Source organism: Pseudomonas sp. EL_65y_Pfl2_R96 (assembly GCF_963970905.1).
Lineage (GTDB): Bacteria > Pseudomonadota > Gammaproteobacteria > Pseudomonadales > Pseudomonadaceae > Aquipseudomonas.
On the sequence record NZ_CAXAQH010000005.1, the window covers coordinates 93,721 to 110,907 of the forward strand.

The 17,187-nt window shown below is 58.9% G+C and carries 15 protein-coding genes and 1 pseudogene; 7 read left to right on the forward strand and 9 right to left on the reverse strand.

The window, feature by feature from the left end:
- Nucleotides 1-1,374 (forward strand): Trk system potassium transporter TrkA, encoded by a 1,374-nt coding sequence (trkA, locus tag AACY49_RS07855; protein ID WP_258698351.1) that lies wholly within the window; start codon nt 1-3, stop codon nt 1,372-1,374.
- A gap of 196 nt (nt 1,375-1,570) precedes the next feature.
- Nucleotides 1,571-1,864, forward strand: coding sequence for a tetratricopeptide repeat protein (locus tag AACY49_RS07860; protein WP_339523005.1), 294 nt, complete (start codon nt 1,571-1,573; stop codon nt 1,862-1,864).
- On the opposite strand, the gene AACY49_RS07865 is transcribed toward AACY49_RS07860, so the two are convergent.
- The 3 genes from AACY49_RS07865 to tag form a co-directional block, all read right to left on the reverse strand.
- Nucleotides 1,865-2,104 carry a PilZ domain-containing protein gene (locus AACY49_RS07865; protein ID WP_258698350.1) on the reverse strand — a complete coding sequence of 80 codons (240 nt, stop codon included), beginning with the start codon at nt 2,102-2,104 and terminating at the stop codon, nt 1,865-1,867.
- 101 nt (nt 2,105-2,205) lie between these two features.
- On the reverse strand, nt 2,206-3,093 hold the full coding sequence (locus AACY49_RS07870) for a lysophospholipid acyltransferase (RefSeq protein WP_258698349.1): 888 nt from the start codon (nt 3,091-3,093) through the stop codon (nt 2,206-2,208).
- Nucleotides 3,094-3,133: 40 nt separating this feature from the next.
- Nucleotides 3,134-3,691, reverse strand: a complete 558-nt coding sequence (gene tag / locus AACY49_RS07875) for a DNA-3-methyladenine glycosylase I (RefSeq protein WP_339522819.1) — start codon at nt 3,689-3,691, stop codon at nt 3,134-3,136.
- Nucleotides 3,692-3,772: 81 nt separating this feature from the next.
- Here tag and glyQ point away from each other — a divergent pair, with 81 nt between their 5' ends.
- From glyQ to AACY49_RS07895, 4 genes are all read left to right on the forward strand, one after another.
- A complete protein-coding gene (gene glyQ, locus AACY49_RS07880) occupies nt 3,773-4,726 on the forward strand; it encodes a glycine--tRNA ligase subunit alpha (protein ID WP_003213601.1) in 954 nt (317 codons plus the stop codon).
- Nucleotides 4,723-6,777, forward strand: a complete 2,055-nt coding sequence (gene glyS, locus AACY49_RS07885; RefSeq protein ID WP_339522822.1) for a glycine--tRNA ligase subunit beta — start codon at nt 4,723-4,725, stop codon at nt 6,775-6,777. Before glyQ ends, glyS begins: the two co-directional genes overlap by 4 nt.
- Before the next feature lie 4 nt (nt 6,778-6,781).
- Nucleotides 6,782-7,321 (forward strand): D-glycero-beta-D-manno-heptose 1,7-bisphosphate 7-phosphatase, encoded by a 540-nt coding sequence (gene gmhB, locus AACY49_RS07890; RefSeq protein ID WP_258700825.1) that lies wholly within the window; start codon nt 6,782-6,784, stop codon nt 7,319-7,321.
- An 81-nt stretch (nt 7,322-7,402) separates the two neighbouring features.
- On the forward strand, nt 7,403-8,182 hold the full coding sequence (locus AACY49_RS07895) for a lysophospholipid acyltransferase family protein (RefSeq protein ID WP_258698346.1): 780 nt from the start codon (nt 7,403-7,405) through the stop codon (nt 8,180-8,182).
- 182 nt (nt 8,183-8,364) lie between these two features.
- On the opposite strand, the gene AACY49_RS07900 is transcribed toward AACY49_RS07895, so the two are convergent.
- Entirely contained in the window at nt 8,365-10,677 is a 2,313-nt protein-coding gene (locus AACY49_RS07900) for a CHASE2 domain-containing protein (RefSeq protein WP_339522824.1), read from the reverse strand.
- A gap of 18 nt (nt 10,678-10,695) precedes the next feature.
- Nucleotides 10,696-11,439, reverse strand: coding sequence for a hypothetical protein (locus AACY49_RS07905; protein WP_445262629.1), 744 nt, complete (start codon nt 11,437-11,439; stop codon nt 10,696-10,698).
- A gap of 515 nt (nt 11,440-11,954) precedes the next feature.
- Here AACY49_RS07905 and AACY49_RS07910 point away from each other — a divergent pair.
- Nucleotides 11,955-12,674 (forward strand): response regulator transcription factor, encoded by a 720-nt coding sequence (locus AACY49_RS07910; RefSeq protein WP_339522826.1) that lies wholly within the window; start codon nt 11,955-11,957, stop codon nt 12,672-12,674.
- A 377-nt stretch (nt 12,675-13,051) separates the two neighbouring features.
- On the opposite strand, the pseudogene AACY49_RS07915 reads toward AACY49_RS07910, so the two are convergent.
- The 4 genes and pseudogenes from AACY49_RS07915 to AACY49_RS07930 form a co-directional block, all read right to left on the reverse strand.
- Nucleotides 13,052-13,319 (reverse strand): annotated as a pseudogene (locus AACY49_RS07915) (IS66 family transposase); the annotation flags it as partial.
- Nucleotides 13,320-13,536: 217 nt separating this feature from the next.
- Nucleotides 13,537-14,622: an aromatic ring-hydroxylating dioxygenase subunit alpha gene (locus tag AACY49_RS07920; protein WP_339522828.1), complete on the reverse strand. Its 1,086-nt coding sequence runs from the start codon at nt 14,620-14,622 to the stop codon at nt 13,537-13,539.
- Complete coding sequence (locus AACY49_RS07925) at nt 14,607-16,208, reverse strand: GH3 family domain-containing protein (protein WP_339522830.1); 1,602 nt, start codon at nt 16,206-16,208, stop codon at nt 14,607-14,609. The genes AACY49_RS07920 and AACY49_RS07925 overlap by 16 nt, the downstream gene beginning before the upstream one ends.
- Nucleotides 16,208-17,137, reverse strand: coding sequence for a fatty acid desaturase family protein (locus AACY49_RS07930; RefSeq protein WP_258698340.1), 930 nt, complete (start codon nt 17,135-17,137; stop codon nt 16,208-16,210). Before AACY49_RS07930 ends, AACY49_RS07925 begins: the two co-directional genes overlap by 1 nt.
- Nucleotides 17,138-17,187 lie beyond the last annotated feature (50 nt).

A 17,187-nucleotide genomic window follows, 5' to 3' on the forward strand; every position in this document is an offset into this window, starting at 1 on the left:
ATGAAAATCATCATCCTCGGCGCAGGGCAGGTCGGCGGTTCGCTGGCGGAACACTTGGCCAGCGAGGCCAACGACATCACCGTGGTCGACACCGACGGCGAACGCCTGCGCGACCTCGGCGATCGGCTGGACATCCGTACCGTACAGGGCCGTGGGTCGCTGCCGACCGTACTGCGTCAGGCCGGTGCCGACGACGCCGACATGTTGGTGGCCGTGACCAACAGTGACGAAACCAACATGGTCGCCTGTCAGGTCGCCCATACCCTGTTCCATACACCGACCAAGATCGCCCGGGTCCGCGAAGCCGCGTACCTGACCCGCGCCGAACTGTTCGATAACGAAGCGATTCCGGTCGACGTGCTGATCAGTCCGGAGCAAGTCGTCACCAACTACATCAAACGCCTGATCCAGCATCCGGGTGCGTTGCAGGTGATCGACTTCGCCGAAGGCAAGGCGCAACTGGTGGCGGTCAAGGCCTACTACGGCGGGCCATTGGTAGGTCAGCAACTGCGGCAGTTGCGCGAACACATGCCGAATGTCGAAACCCGTGTCGCGGCGATTTTCCGTCGTGACCGGCCGATCCTGCCCCAGGGCGATACGGTGATCGAAGCCGACGACGAAGTGTTTTTCATCGCCGCCAAAGCGAACATTCGCGCAGTGATGAGCGAAATGCGCCGCCTCGATGAAAGCTACAAACGCATCGTCATTGCCGGTGGCGGGCAGATCGGCGAACGCTTGGCCGAGGCCATCGAAAGCCGTTATCAGGTGAAGATCATCGAGATGAACCCGGCCCGCTGCCGTTACCTCTCCGATAACCTCGACAGCACTGTGGTGTTACAGGGCAGTGCCTCGGACCGGGACCTGCTGCTGGAAGAAAACATCGCCGACGCCGATATTTTCCTTGCCCTGACCAACGATGACGAAGCCAACATCATGTCGTCGCTGCTGGCCAAGCGCCTGGGCGCGAAGAAAGTGATGACGATCATCAATAACCCGGCCTATGTCGACCTGATTCAGGGTGGCGACATCGACATCGCCATCAGTCCGCAACTGGCGACCATCGGCACCTTGCTGGCCCACGTGCGCCGCGGCGATATCGTCAGCGTTCACTCATTGCGCAGGGGCGCAGCGGAAGCCATCGAGGCGATTGCCCACGGCGATGCGAAGTCAAGCAAGGTGATCGGCAAGGCCATCGAAAACATCGGCCTGCCGCCGGGCACCACCATCGGCGCGATCATCCGCGACGAAGAGGTGATCATCGCCCACGACGACACGGTGATCGAAGCAGGCGATCATGTGATTCTGTTCCTTGTGGATAAGAAGCATATTCGGGATGTGGAAAAGCTGTTCCATGTGGGGTTGAGCTTTTTCTGATCCGGCATTTGCAGTGGCTGGACGGGCCTCTTCGCGGGCAAGCCCGCTCCCACAGTGTTTTGCAGCGAACACATATTTTGTGTACGACCGAGACTCCTGTGGGAGCGGGCTTGCCCGCGAAAGCAATCTCAATAACAAACAGGCATCCCTGAATAACCTCAATAAGGAATCCACCGTGATCGAATCCCTGGAAAAAATGCTCGCCAAGGGTGTGGATAACTCATTGCTGCGCTTCGGCCTGGGCAAGGGTTATCTGGATCTTGGGGAAAACGCCAAGGCTGCAGAACATTTCCAGCGCTGCATCGAGTTCGATCCGAAGTATTCGGCGGCCTGGAAACTGCTGGGCAAGGCCCATCTGGCGCTGGCGGATTACGCGGCGGCGCGTCAGGCCTGGGAACAGGGCCAGGAAGCCGCCCGTGCCCATGGCGACAAGCAGGCGGAGAAGGAAATGACGGTGTTTCTGAAAAAGCTCGAGCGTCAGGCGCACTGATCAGAGGTAACGCAGGCCAATGCCTTCGGCATCCACCAGCACCACTTCCATGCGCACTTGTGGCGCGCCTATGGGTAAATCCTGCACCTGACCATAAACCACCGTGCCTTTGGGCAATACAGCCAAGGCCGGATGCTTGACGTAGACGCCTGTGGTCGACAGGTTGCGGGTCTGGCCCAGGCACTCACCGATGCTTTCGTGACTGATCTTGATGCGAAACGATTGGCGCTGTTCGGACATCTGGTGCGTCCTTGAATGAACGTGTTGTGGATAACTGAAAGCAAGATCAAAAGATCGCAGCCATCGGCAGCTCCTACGGTTATCCACAGATCGTGCCAGCATCAGTACCAGCGAGCCTCACCGGGCGGACGTTTCTTGAAACGCTTCATGCTCCACATGTACTGGCTCGGATAGGCCCGCACGTAACGCTCCACCACCTGGCTCATGGCCGCGCAGGATGTCTCGGTGTCGGTGCTGTACATGGCCTCGGGCGCGGCTTCGAGGATCACTTTGTAACCCGAACCGTCCGGCAGCCGCAGGGCATGCAGGAACACGCCGACCGCTTTGCCGCCGGCCAGCATGTTCGGTACGAATTTGCTGGTCAGGGCCTGGGTGGCGAAGAACGGCACGAAGATCCCGGCGGATTCGGCCGGTTCCGGGTCGGCCGGAATGCCCACTGCACCACCTTTGCGCACTTCCTTGATGACACTGAGGATGCCTTCCTTGGTGGAAGCGGCCACCCGATTGCCCAATTGCACCCGCTGTTTGCGCAGTAACTCATCCACCGCCTTGAGCTTGGGCGGACGGTAGAAAATGATCGGTTTGCACTGGTTGCAATAGAAGTGGTTCAACACTTCCCAGTTGCCCAGGTGGCTGGTGATGCCGACCACGCCTTTGCCGGAGGCGAGGGCGTCCTTGAGCACATCGAGACCTTCGACTTCACGCACCAGATCAATGGAACGCTGAGCGGGCCAGATCCATGCACAGGCGCTTTCGGTGAGGGACTTGCCGATGTCTTTCAGGCTCTGGCCCACCAGACGCTCGCGTTCGGCCGGGTCCATCTGCGGAAAGCACTTGGCGAGGTTGATCCGTACCACGTCGCGGGAACGGTTGGGGGTTTTCCACATGATCCAGCCAATTGCCGAACCCACTGCCTGCACTGCCCGCCACGGCAGCAGGGCAAACAGCCGCAGAGCGCCTACCAGCAAGGCGCCTTTCAACTTATCCACAGGTCACTCCTGATCTTGTGCTGTGCGCGAGGCGGCTATTCTAACCGCCGTTCGCCAAGGTGGCGTAGCGATCGCAATCCCGGGTGTGGTCCATGACCATGCCCGAGGCCTGCATCAACGCGTAACAAATGGTCGGGCCGACGAACGTGAAGCCGGCTTTTTTCAGGCCTTTGCTCATCTCGACGGCGGCCGGTGTCACCGCCGGTACTTCACTGCGATCCTTGAAATGATTGATCACCGGCGTGCCGCCGACAAACGACCAGAGAAACGCCACCGGGTCCTCCAGCGCCAGCCAGGCCTGGGCATTACGCCGGGCCGCATCGAGTTTGAGGCGATTGCGGATGATCCCCGGATCGAGCATCAATTCATCGATTTCTGCGTCGCTCATCTGTGCCACACGCTGTACGTCGAAGCCGAACAGTACCTCGCGATAATGCTCTCGTTTGCGCAACACGGTGATCCAGGAAAGCCCGGCCTGGAACCCTTCGAGCAAAAGCAACTCGAACAATCCCTGCGCATCGCGTAGCGGCGTGCCCCACTCCTGATCGTGATAAGCCATGTACAGCGGATCTTCGGTACACCAAAAGCAGCGTGGCATAAGGCTCCAGGGGGCGTGCGCAGCAATGAATCGGGTATACTCCCGCTCTTTAAATCGCAGCCCAAGAAACAGGTGAATTTCGTGAGCCAGCCTACGCCAGCCGTGCGTACCTTCCAAGACTTGATCCTCGCCCTCCAGCAATACTGGGCCGAGCAAGGTTGTGTGGTACTTCAGCCCTACGATATGGAAGTAGGCGCCGGCACTTTCCACACTGCCACGTTCCTGCGCGCCATCGGCCCGGAAACCTGGAACGCCGCTTATGTGCAGCCCAGTCGTCGCCCGACTGACGGCCGCTACGGCGAAAACCCGAACCGTCTGCAGCACTACTATCAGTTCCAGGTAGTCTTGAAGCCGAACCCGGACAACTTCCAGGAACTGTACCTGGGCTCCCTCAAGCACGTCGGTCTGGACCCGTTGGTCCACGACATCCGTTTCGTCGAAGACAACTGGGAGTCGCCAACACTGGGCGCCTGGGGTCTGGGCTGGGAAGTCTGGCTCAACGGCATGGAAGTGACGCAGTTCACTTACTTCCAGCAAGCGGGCGGCATCGAGTGCTACCCGGTGACCGGCGAGATCACTTACGGTCTGGAGCGTCTGGCCATGTACCTGCAAGGCGTGGACTCGGTCTACGACCTGGTCTGGGCTGACGGTCCGTTCGGCAAGGTGACCTACGGCGACGTGTTCCACCAGAACGAAGTGGAGCAGTCGACCTACAACTTCGAACACGCCAACGTCGAGAAGCTGTTCGAGTTGTTCGACTTCTACGAAAGCGAAGCCAAGCGCCTGATCGAACTCGACCAGCCGCTGCCGTTGCCGAGCTATGAAATGGTGTTGAAGGCGTCCCACACCTTCAACCTGCTGGATGCGCGCCGGGCGATCTCGGTGACTGCGCGTCAGCAATACATTCTGCGTGTACGCACCCTGGCGCGTTCCGTTGCGCAAGCCTACTTGCTGGCTCGCGCCAAGCTGGGCTTCCCGATGGCGACCCCGGATCTGCGTGATGAAGTGTTGGCTAAGCTGGAGGCTGCACAATGAGTGCTCAAGATTTTCTGGTTGAACTGGGCACCGAAGAACTGCCACCCAAAGCCCTGAACACCCTGGCCGAAGCGTTTATGGCCGGTATCGACAAAGGCCTGCAAGCTGCCGGCCTGAACTACGAAACCAAAACCGTCTACGCCGCGCCACGTCGTCTGGCCGTGCTGATCACCGCGCTGGCGACCCAGCAGCCGGATCGCAGCATCAACCTCGACGGCCCACCGCGTCAGGCAGCGTTCGATGCCGAAGGCAACCCGACTCAAGCGGCCCTGGGCTTCGCCAAGAAGTGCGGCGTCGAGCTGAGCGAAATCGATCAGAGCGGCCCGAAGCTGCGCTACAGCCAAAGCATCGCCGGCAAGCCGACCGCGAGCCTGCTGCCGACCATCGTCGAAGATTCCCTGAACGACCTGCCGATCCCCAAGCGTATGCGCTGGGGTGCTCGCAAGGAAGAATTCGTTCGCCCGACCCAATGGCTGGTGATGCTGCTCGGTGACCATGTCATCGACTGCACGATCCTCGCCCAAAAGGCCGGCCGCGATTCCCGTGGTCACCGCTTCCACCATCCGGAAAGCGTGCGCATCACCTCGCCGGCCAACTATCTGAGCGATCTGCGTGCTGCCTATGTGCTGGCCGACGCCAACGAGCGTCGCGAGCTGATCAGCAAGCGCACCGAAGAACTGGCGACAATGCAGGAAGGTACGGCGATCGTTCCTCCAGCCTTGCTCGACGAAGTGACCGCGCTGGTTGAATGGCCGGTGCCGCTGGTGTGCTCGTTCGAAGAGCGTTTCCTCGACGTGCCGCAAGAAGCCCTGATCACCACCATGCAGGACAACCAGAAGTACTTCTGCCTGCTGGATGCCGACGGCAAGTTGCTGCCTCGTTTCATCACCGTGGCCAACATCGAAAGCAAGGATCCGCAGCAGATCATCGCCGGTAACGAGAAAGTGGTTCGCCCACGCCTGACCGACGCCGAGTTCTTCTTCAAGCAAGACAAGAAGCAAAAACTCGAAGACTTCAACCTGCGTCTGCAGAACGTGGTGTTCCAGGAAAAACTCGGCAGCGTCTACGACAAGGCCGAACGCGTTTCCAAACTCGCTGCGTTCATCGCTCAACGCATTGGCGGCAACGCTGCCTGGGCTTCCCGTGCAGGCCTTCTGTCCAAGTGCGACCTGGCGACCGAGATGGTCGGCGAGTTCCCGGAGATGCAAGGTGTCGCTGGTTACTACTACGCCCTCAACGACGGCGAGCCGCAAGACGTCGCCCTGGCGCTGAACGAGCAGTACATGCCACGCGGTGCCGGCGCTGAACTGCCGACTACCCTGACCGGTGCGGCCGTGGCCATCGCCGACAAGCTCGACACGCTGGTGGGTATTTTCGGTATCGGCATGCTGCCTACCGGGAGCAAAGACCCGTATGCCCTGCGCCGTGCTGCGCTGGGTGTGTTGCGGATCCTGATCGACAAGAAGCTCGACCTCGACCTGAACGACGCCGTGGCGTTTGCCGTGAATGCGTTCGGTACCAAGATCAAGGCCGCCGGCCTGAATGACTCGGTGCTGGAATTCATCTTCGACCGTCTGCGTGCCCGTTATGAAGACGAAGGCGTTGACGTCGGGACTTACCTGTCGGTCCGTGCCCTGAAGCCGGGTTCGGCACTGGACTTCGATCAGCGCGTACAAGCTGTGGAAGCCTTCCGCAAACTGCCGGAAGCTGCAGCCCTGGCCGCCGTGAACAAACGCGTTTCGAACTTGCTGAGCAAGATCGAAGGCAGCGTTCCGTCGGTCGTTGAAGCCAAGTACTTCGACAACGCCAACGAGTTCTCGCTGTATTCGGCGATCCAGCAGGCTGACCAGGCTGTGCAGCCAATGGCGGCGGCCCGTCAGTACAGCGAATCGCTGGCACGTCTGGCCGCCTTGCGCGAGCCGGTGGATGCGTTCTTCGAAGCCGTGATGGTCAACGCTGAAGACGCCAAGGTGCGAGCCAACCGCTATGCGCTGCTGGCGCGTCTGCGTGGGTTGTTCCTGGGCGTCGCTGACATTTCGCTGCTGGGCTGAGGGGCTGCTGTTGAAACTGCTGATTCTCGATCGGGACGGAGTGATCAATTACGACTCCGACGCGTACATCAAGTCGGTGGAGGAGTGGATTCCGCTCCCCGGTTCGATCGAAGCCATCGCGCAGTTGAGCAAGGCTGGCTGGACGGTAGCGGTCGCTACCAACCAGTCGGGCATCGCTCGCGGCTATTACGACATCGCCACCCTGAATGCCATGCACGCTCGCTTGCGCGAGTTAGTAGCGGAGCAGGGCGGCGAAGTCGGGCTGATCGTCTATTGCCCGCACGGGCCAGACGATGGCTGCGATTGCCGCAAACCAAAACCCGGGATGTTGAAAACCATCGCCGCGCATTACAACGTTTCGCTGACGAATCTATGGTTCGTCGGCGATACTCTCGGTGACCTGGAAGCCGCCAGAGCCGTCGACTCTCAGCCAGTTTTGGTAAAGACCGGGAAAGGCGAAAAGACCCTGGGCAAGACCCTACCCGCGGGCACCTTGATTTTTGACGATCTGGCGGCGATTGCCGCAGAACTTATCCACAACTAAGGCTCTTCTGACATCCTGGCCAAGGACTGATCGGGAGTGCGCTTGAATAGGCGGGCAATGCCCGCAACGGTAAATGTCGCCATGTCGATACTGCAGGCCATCAGATCTTTCCTCTTTTACCTGCTGCTGGGCACCAGCTCTTTGCTCTGGTGCAGCCTGAGCTTTTTTATCGCACCGTTTCTGCCGTTCAAGGCGCGCTATCGCTTTATCAACGTGTATTGGTGCCGCTGCGCCTTGTGGCTGAGCAAAGTCTTTCTGGGTATTCGCTACGAAGTTAAAGGTGCCGAGAACGTTCCTGACAGGCCCTGCGTGATTCAGTCGAACCACCAGAGCACTTGGGAGACGTTCTTTCTCTCGGCCTATTTCTCGCCTCTGAGCCAGGTGCTCAAGCGCGAACTGCTCTACGTTCCGTTCTTCGGCTGGGCCATGGCCATGCTGCGGCCGATCGCCATCGACCGTGGCAACCCAAAAGCGGCGCTCAAGCATGTGGCGAAGAAGGGCGATGAGCTGCTCAAGGACAATGTCTGGGTACTGATCTTCCCGGAAGGGACTCGTGTTCCCTACGGCACCATCGGCAAGTTCTCCCGTGGTGGCACCGCGTTGGCGGTCAATGCGTCATTACCCGTGCTGCCGATTGCGCACAATGCCGGCAAGTTCTGGCCGAAAACCGGTTGGGCCAAACAGCAAGGCGTGATCACCGTGATCATCGGCGCGCCGATGTACGCCGAGGGCAGCGGGCCACGAGCCATTGCCGACCTGAATGACCGGGTGCAGGCCTGGAACGAACAGATGCAGCGCGAGATGGGCTCGCTGCCAGCAGCCCCGGCGGCACCCAATGCCACCGATCAAGTGACTGTCTGAGATTCTGTGGATAACCTGTGTACCGTTTTGTTGAAAAACGTCGTTTTTAGTTTTTAAGCTTATGATTTACATACATATTTCTTAAGTAAATAAAACGTCGAAAAAGGTGCATAAGTTTATTTCGGACTAAAAAAAACCGGCTGATATAGCCGGTTTTTTTATGCCCGTTGAAAGCATCTGGCTCACTCGCTCAATAGCGGTAACTGGACACTGAACGTAGTGCCTTGCCCCACTACGCTATGACAGAAAATACGCCCGCCGTGACGATCCACCACAGCCTTGACCATGGACAAACCCAGCCCCAGGCCATCACTGCCGTGAGCCGAGGTAAAACGCCGATACTGACTGAACAACTCGGGAAGTTCTTCGACGGCAATCCCTCGGCCCTGATCGGTGATCTCGCACATCAACCAGCCCTCGGCACAACTCACCCGCACGGAAATCCGCGAACCCGCCGGACTGTACTTGATAGCGTTTTCCAGGAGGTTGAACAGGGCCCGTGTCAGTAGCGACTGATCGGCCAGAACCAGCGCTTCAGCGTCTTCGTCGAGGTCATGTTGCAATTGAATGTTCTTCAGATGAGCGATGCTCGACGCCTGGTCGAAGGTGTCGAGCAGCAACATCGCGAACATGCTCGGCTGAAACTGGTAAGCCTCGGACTCAGCCTTTGCCAACTGCACAAAAGCTTCGGTGAGGTTCAGCGCCTTGCGCACCTGTAACTCGATCTGGCTGAACACTTGCGTGTCGCCGGACACCTGATGCCGCTGAACGTCGAGCAAGGCCAGAATCGCCGAGTGGGGGGCCCTAAGGTCATGGGATAAAAAGCGCAGCAACACGGCACGCTGCTCCTCGGCATCTCGCTCGATGCTCAGATCAGTAAGGCTCAGTAACCAGCCAATCACAGAGTCGCCTTCGGCCGGCAGCAGCGGTTCCAGGTCCAGACGCAGGCTGCGTGCCTGGGTGTCACGAAACTCCAGCGGCTCCAGGGTCGACAACGCAGGAGGCGTTCCGGCGGACGGCACCGGGTAACCCAGGTCGCTCAGTTGCTTGAGCATGTCCTCACCCACCAGGCCACGGCAAAACACCTCTCGAGCCTTACGGTTGGCCAGTAGAATGCGCCCGTTCGGATCGCTGATCAGCGTCGCCACCGGCAGGTATTCAAGGCCATCGGAAATGAAACGTCGGGTATCGCGGGTTCGGCTCATGGCCTGCTCCAACGCGACGATTTGCCCTTGCAGCACATCGCCGGCCGGAGCCTGGGTGCGGCGACGTTCGGGAAAGACTTTCGGCTCGCTATCCAGGCGCGCCAGTTCCCAGCCGAAATAGGCGAGCACCGCGTTCAACCTTCGCCAATTCCAGATCAGGTAACCCAGCAACATACCCAGCAGGCTCGCAGCCGGCGACCACCACCAGCCAAGGCGCAACAACAAGCTCGAACCCAGCAGAGCGGCCGCCATTGCCCCCAGGGTCAGCCACAGGGCACGACGCGGACGCACCAGCAGCAGGCCCAGCAACTCACCGACAATCACCACCGATAGCAACGCCGCCTGGCGCTGATCGAGAACCACGATGTTGCGCTGTTGCAACAGCCCGTTGAGGATGTTCGCCTGAATCTCGATGCCCGGTGTGGTGCCAATCCTGACCGATTGCGGCGTCACATAACGGTCCCCCAGGCCAGGCGCGGTCGACCCGATCAGGATCAAGCGATCACGCAGCAACTCAGGCGGGACTTCGCCGCGCAATACGCTGACGTAGGGCACGCTGGGAAAGCCCGCGTCGGAATGGATGAAAGGAATCCTGATTTCGTGGGCTCGCTGCCAGCCTTGCACCGATGGCGGGGCAGGGGTATCGGGCATCGGGACATTTCCCTTGTCGGCAAGCATCTCTTCGTACAGCAGCCAGGCCAGTTGCGGGCGTGCTTTTTGCGCCGGTCCTTCGCTTAAATACACGCTGCGCACGATCCCGTCGGTATCCGCTTCGGCATTGATGTGGCCGACGCCTTTGACGCAATGGCTCAGCGAAGCCACCGGTTCAATTTCCCCCAAAGGCTGCCCATAACGCGCGACACCTTCGCGCAACAGCGGCACGAAGACATTTCCGGCCCGGCAGGCCGCCTGGGCCAGAAGCTGATCGTTGCCGGGATGGCTATCGGGCTCGCTGAAGATCACATCGAACAGAACACCTTTGACGTGCGCGGCGCTGAGCCGATCAAGCAACTGCGCATGCATGGCCCGCGACCACGGCCATTGGCCAAGCTGCTGCAAGCTGTAGTCGTCGATCGTGACGATGAGTATTCGCGGATCGACCGGCAGCGGGTTCAGCCGGCGCAGATTGTCGTACAACAAATTGCTCAAGATCAGGCCCTGAGTCATGGATAGCATCGCCGTCAGAGGCAGCAGGATCAGACTGACCCACAGCCACTCGCGGACCATTCGCCGAAACAGCCGCTGAGCCTGGGTCGGCTCGCGATCGTCCTTCCTTGGCCGACCCTTCATCGCTCGCCGTCCGGGGTGCTATTGAACATGCGTGGTCCTGGGGTAATAGAAAATGTCATACACCCCGGCTTCTCCCTCTAACCCCTGAGCGTCATACGCCGACAGGCGAACATGGTAGAAAAACGCTTTCAACCCGCTGAACTTTACCTCTGGCGTGCTGGAAAACTGCTCTTGCTTGATGTCCAGAAAGGCTGCATCGGTGGCAACTTGCGCCCGGTAACGCGTGGCCCCTTCAATGGGCTTCATGATCAACTGCCAGACAGGCACATTATCCGTTTGGCCGGACTGCCCCAACAAACGCGGGGCGGGTAACAAGTCGATTGGCGTCAACGTGCCTTGTTTCTGAATACGCACCCCCTGACGGGCCATGACCTGGACCTCGTCAGCTTCAGCGCCCTCAGGGCGTTTGGCGTTGAGGTGCAGCGTGATGTGGGAGCTGGAAGGTAGCACCACCCGCGAGCCATCACCCAGGGACAGGCTGACAAACGCCGAGGGTGAGGTCTTGACGCCTTCCTGCTCGTCGATCGACATACCTTCCTGCAGTGGCGTCTTCTTGCCTTTGACGTCCAGCTTCCAGGCTTCGCCGGTCAGATGCTCGACAGTCGCGGGCAGCGGTTGACCACGGCATTGCTGGTTTTCATCGATATAAGGCAGAGGTTTTGCCGAAGCGGCAGGCGCCGATGCAATCTGAGTGAGCAATCCCATCAGGCCGGCAACCAGTAAAAAACAGACACCAGAACGGCGTGGGAGCAATAAGGTCATGGGATTCATGGATTGGCTTTTTATGCTCTTTTGGAAATCATGCCGGGTAAACGCGCGCGCTTGACGCACGATACCTGACCGGACGCTCTGGCAGATAGCCATAGGCGCAACGGACATGAGATGACACATCCTTGTGTCGGCGCCGAGCAGGCACTCCGTGTATTTCCCCCTGAACTGCAGACCGTCGAAAACCGGCGATCGACGGTCCTGCCAGGTTGGCGTTGACGCTCCCTGCGTCGGGCACATCCCAATGCCCCTGTGCCGCTCAGCGAGATCGAATCTACCGGCTAGGGAGCCTTGCGAGGTAATTCTCAATATTTGTTCAGAATTGGCCGAGGGCTAAACCCAACGTTGTTGTGCTGAGTAAATGTCAGCGCGGCGAAGCGAAATCAGCGTAGCCGTCCTTGGGAAATTCGCAGCAATTCACCACAATTGTTCAGATTCAATCAATCAGCCTAAACTCCCGTGGGAATTTTTTTAAACTTTGCACTTACGAGATGAAGGAAACACTCGGCATGCGTGTCGCAATACTGGATGACGAACCCGCTGAACTCCGCCGTGTAGAACAGACACTGCGGCAGATCCCCGTAACGGGAGAGCAGGCGTGGACGTTGCACAGCTTCGAGCGGGGAGAGGACTTGCTACGACAACTTCGACGGGAAACCTTCGACTTGCTGATCCTCGACTGGCAACTGCCCGATATCAGCGGCCTGTCGTTGTTGCGCTGGACCCGTGAACACATGGACGCACCACCGGCCGCGATCATGCTCACCAGTCGCGATACCGAAAGCGATATCGTCCAGGCCTTAAACGCCGGAGCCGACGATTACGTGAGCAAACCGTTTCGCCCCAACGAGCTGATGGCTCGGGTCAGCGCGGTACTTCGTCGGCATGGACTGCAACGCACGGCAGCCACCGAAATACTGACATTCAATGACCTAGAATTCGACGATGCCGAATTAACCGTCACCCGCGCCTCCACCCCTATCAGCCTGACCGAACGGGAATACCGTCTTGCCCGCTGCCTGTTCGCCAATCTGGGCCGACCTTTGTCCCGTGAATATTTGTATGAACGCTTTTGGACCCATGAAGAAATAGTGTCCTCTCGCCCGTTAGATACTCATATTTATCGCCTGCGCAACAAGCTGGGCCTGACGGCTGATCGCGGTTGGCAACTGCTGACGATTTACGGGTATGGGTATCGGCTGGAGAGTGTAGCGACTGCTAGCGAATGACGACGTTTCGACGATCAATAGAAAAGGCCAACGCTGAGCGTTGGCCTTTTTTGTTTTAGCGGTTCTGCCGGTGTAGGTTCACAAAATAGATGATTCTGGAGGCCCAGCAAACGCTGGGAGAAAATCATTTTTTCTGTGAGTGTGAAGCGCGAAAATCACAGAAAAGATGAGAAAAGCCTACTGGACTCACAAAATAGATGCTCTCTCGGTCCGACAGGATTGTCGTGTTGATGCTGACCCCGGATTGACCCAATTGCCGACGCAAGACTGCCCCATCTCCAAAACTGCAACAATCGAGCACAGACAATGATTCACGAGGAGTCAGACTGGGTCAGTGAAATCTCGGCAACTGGGTCAACTCGGCATCGGCGCCAACAATCCAAGGCTTTTACCGTTGCAGATCCATTGGGCACCAGATCGCGCTGGGCCAACATCCAGTCATGTAGCGTTTTGATTATCGGCGCTGCCTTTTCCTGGCGTATTCGCCACGTGCAGATCGAAAAACTTGCGGCGGGCGTGAGCCATGCAGCCGATTTCGGTCATGCCTTTCTCGAACCCGGCTTTGTAGCCAGCAAAGTCGTCGCACACCAACTTGCCGTTCCAGGAGCCGAGGAAGTTACGCGCATGCTCGCCAGCCCGGCGCGGCCAAAGATTTTCTCCTGCCGGTACAGCGGCAAGTGGTCAGCGAACTTCGCCACCTGTAGGCGCTGATGTGGAATTTCCCCACCTGCTGGGGCAAGACTGCCCCAACTTAAATAAGTAAATACCCAGCACAGAGGGCCATAGCCTTGAAGGCTACCTAGGTCAACGATTTCTCGGCAGCTGGGTCAACTCCTCATCAGCGCCAATAGATCAGGTTCCCTCAGAGCGCAAATCGTATCCGGGATTCACGGCGTTGTGCCGGAGGTAACGCTTCTCCCCGTCTCACGGCGGCCAGTAGCTGATCGACCCCGATATGCACGGCATCGGCTTGCACGTTGGACGGCTTGAAATTCGCTACATTATCGAGACCTTGCCGGTGCGCCTGAATGATCTTCACGTCCTGACGAATAACGATACGGGTGTACAGATGAATGAACGGACGCAACAGGCGTAGTACCCAGCGGGGTAACCGGAAGCGGTAGGCGATGTAGGTATAGACGCGCGACTGTCGTGAATCCATGGGTGTGATCTGGCTGATGATGAAGAACGCCGAACTGTCGCCCCAGCGGTAGTCACAGCGCGTGACGTTGGGCGCGAAAAAACGATCCGTGTGCACCAATGGCTCGCCGTCGGGATTACTGAGCCAGTTCAGGAAACCGATCTTGTCGCCGTCATCGTGATAGGTCACTTCAATGCTCTGCGCTTTACACGCGAGCGTGGCCTCCATTGTTCGCCCAGTGCTGGATCTGAAGATGCCTTCGTGCACAAACACAGTGTGCGGTACGTCCATGAAGTTCTGCACGAGGCTGCCGACATCGGCCTCGAACGTGTTGATCATGAAATAGGACTGCCAGGGTTTTTCGCCGTAGACCGGTAGCTTGAACACAGGTTTTTTCTGCGGGTTGCCCCTGCCGGTGTAGACCCAGACCAGTCCGTCCTGTTCTTGCACCGCAAAGTGACGCTGGCGGTATCGATACGCGGGCGAAGTCGAGGAACACGGCAGATCGCCGACGCTGGGGATATGCATCACTTGCCCCTGAGCGTCGTAGCGCCAGCCGTGGTAAGGGCACACCAGGCAATCGTCGGCAATCTTGCCCGCCGATAAGCGCGTTCCGCGGTGCACGCACTGGTCGAGCAACGCTGCTGCCCGGCCGTCACGCTGGCGAAAAAGCACCAGGTTCAGGCCCAGAATCTTCGCCCGGTAAGGTTTGTTTTTGCGCAGTTCTTTCTGTGCGCACGCCACATACCATTGTTCGAGGGTGCCATCGTCCGGCGTCTCAAGAAGATTGTTCAAAGGTGCCGACATGAGCTTTCCGTAAGAGCGAGAAGGGCTTCGGCTGTCTCCAGCCGATTGATAAGTGAACGCGGCTTGAAGTCGCCCGCACGGATGCCGCTCAACTCCGCCGCCTGCTGCAATACATGCGCGAGCTGATCAGCACCGCCGTCGAGCAGGCGCACCTGCACAGGTCCCAGTTGCCCGAGTCGGCGTGCCTGGCAGTAATGAAAGGCGTCGGACAGTGCCGCCTCGATCGTCAGCACCAAGGCACTGGCATCAAGGTGGCGGGATGTCGCAACCAGCGCCGTGTAATGCGGTGGCGACGCGTAGGCATTGGGGATCAGGCAGACGGCGCCTTTTGTGGCCAGGCATCGGTCGAACAGGTTCTGCACGATTTGCTCATCGAGTTTTTCTCCGACCAGATCACTGGTTCCCGTGGCACGTCCCACGAACTCGACCCGTGGCGTGGCCCCCGACATGCCGACGACGCGGACCCGATCGCCCAATGCATAGCGGTACAAGCCGCCACCGGTGGTCAGCAGGACCTGCGCCGTTTCCCCCAGGCGTAACGAATGAGCATGGCGCAGGGCGCCGTCTTCGCAGAGAAATTCCAGATAATGGCTGCCGATCGCCAACGGGCATCCAGGCCCGTCGCCGAATGGAATGCTCACGACGCCTTCGGTGGCAAAAAGACTTTTCGGGAGCCACTGCGTTTGCGGAAAACGCACGGCCAGTTGCGTGAAGTAGTGGCGGCTGGGGCCCTCCATCCAGCAACTGACGGCGGCCAGTCGTGGCCATAATTCGGTGCATACTCCTTGGGATCTCGCTCGGCGCAATGCTGACTGGCGCGACGCGGGAAGCGCGGCCTCCAGCCATGCAAACGTCTGCGCATGTTCGGGCGTTTCGCCGTCGAACAGTGGCTGCAACAGGCTGGTCAGGAAGGTCGGGCTCCACACACTGATAAAGCTCAGATCGGCATCGGCCAGCAAAGCGAGGAGGGTCTGTCGGCGCCATTGCGACAACGCACCGCTGAACTCGGGAATCAACAAAGTCCCTGCCAGACCGGCCAGATGACTGCCGTGCAAATACTCCAGATCACTGGCCGACCCGATGCAAATGCCATTGGGTCCCGCCACTGGCATTTGCAAGGGCGGCGACATCGACCAGTAGCTTGATCCGTGGCTGATTCCGGGCACCTGACGATGCATGTCGGCGAGCCACACGGTCAGCGCGCTGTGCATTTCTGCGAGGAAGGCGCGCGTATAGGGAATCGCTTTATGCAGCGCGCTGTTTCCGCTCGTACGCTCGAAGAACAGCGGCGGGGAGGAGGTCAGAATCGCTTCGGATTCATTTTGCGCGCGCTCGATCCAGGGCTGCAGTTGCATGTAAGTGTGGATCGGGACGTTGTCGCGAAACTGCGTCGAGTCACGCAGCCGAGCAAAGTGGTGGGCGCGGCCGAATGCGCAATCACGATTGGCTTCGAGCAGTCGCTGCAATGCCCGCTCTTGCGTCGATTGCGGTTGCTCAAGTTGCGCGTGCCATTGATCGAGCGTGGGCTTGGCGCGTTCCAGAAAGGTCTGCCATAGCGCGCGCTTGACATCCATGTGGGCGCTCATCAGAAGTAAGTCTTATCCAGTTGCGTCAAGTCATCGGGTAACCGCTGGGGCGGCAGAAAAACCTGCAGCCAGCCATACCAGAGCGGCCGCGTTTCTTTCAGGTTGGAGGCTTCATGCATCTGCTGCCAATGCATGGCCGAGTGGCGATGATGGGTCAGGTTGTAGTTGAAGTTCAAAAACGCCCAGCGCACCAGACGCGGGGTCCGCATGTTATAGGCGCCCTCGACGACATCCAGCGGCGTGCGCATGTGGTACACCCACTGCAGCGACGACCAGGAAAATGCAAAAGCGAGGTAGGCGATGAGCACAACATGCCACGTCCATCCCAGCAAGAGTCCGATCGATAACCACGCGGCGACGCCGGCAATGACTTCCAGGCGGATGCGTTTGAAGTCGGCGCTGGAGAAATCCTTGAAGGCCGCGGCATAAGTGTTGACCTCTGCGGTTTGCGACCACTTGTCCGTGATGCGGGCCGGCAGCACCGGCAATAAAAGGCTGCCGACAAACGCCGCCAGCCAGATACCGCCGAGCACCGCAAAATAGTACTCGATACGCTTGCGCCACAGCGACTCATCCGCGACCGCGAAGTCGGCTAGCTCTGCGCGTGTGCGATTGCGCACATGATGCCCCAGATGGTTGATATGGATCAGCGTGGCCGAGGCGCCAAAAAGGGTAGAAGCCCACCACATGACGAAGTAGTTGAGTGATTTGCGACTGTGCGCCAAGCCATGAAAGGACTCGTGCATCATCGAGAAGACACCTTGCATGACCAGGCAGAACGGAACGAGCACCAGCCATTTGAGCCAACCTGCTTCTGTGTGGGAAAGCCACGTCAGGGTCGTGCCCCAAAACAGCGTCTGCAGCGCCAGAACACACAGATTGCCCACGTCGAAACGACGCGTTTGCGAAATGTCACTGGAACTGCGCATATGGGCTCCTTGAGAAAGGTCGAGTCAAAAAAGTATACCGCCCTGACCAC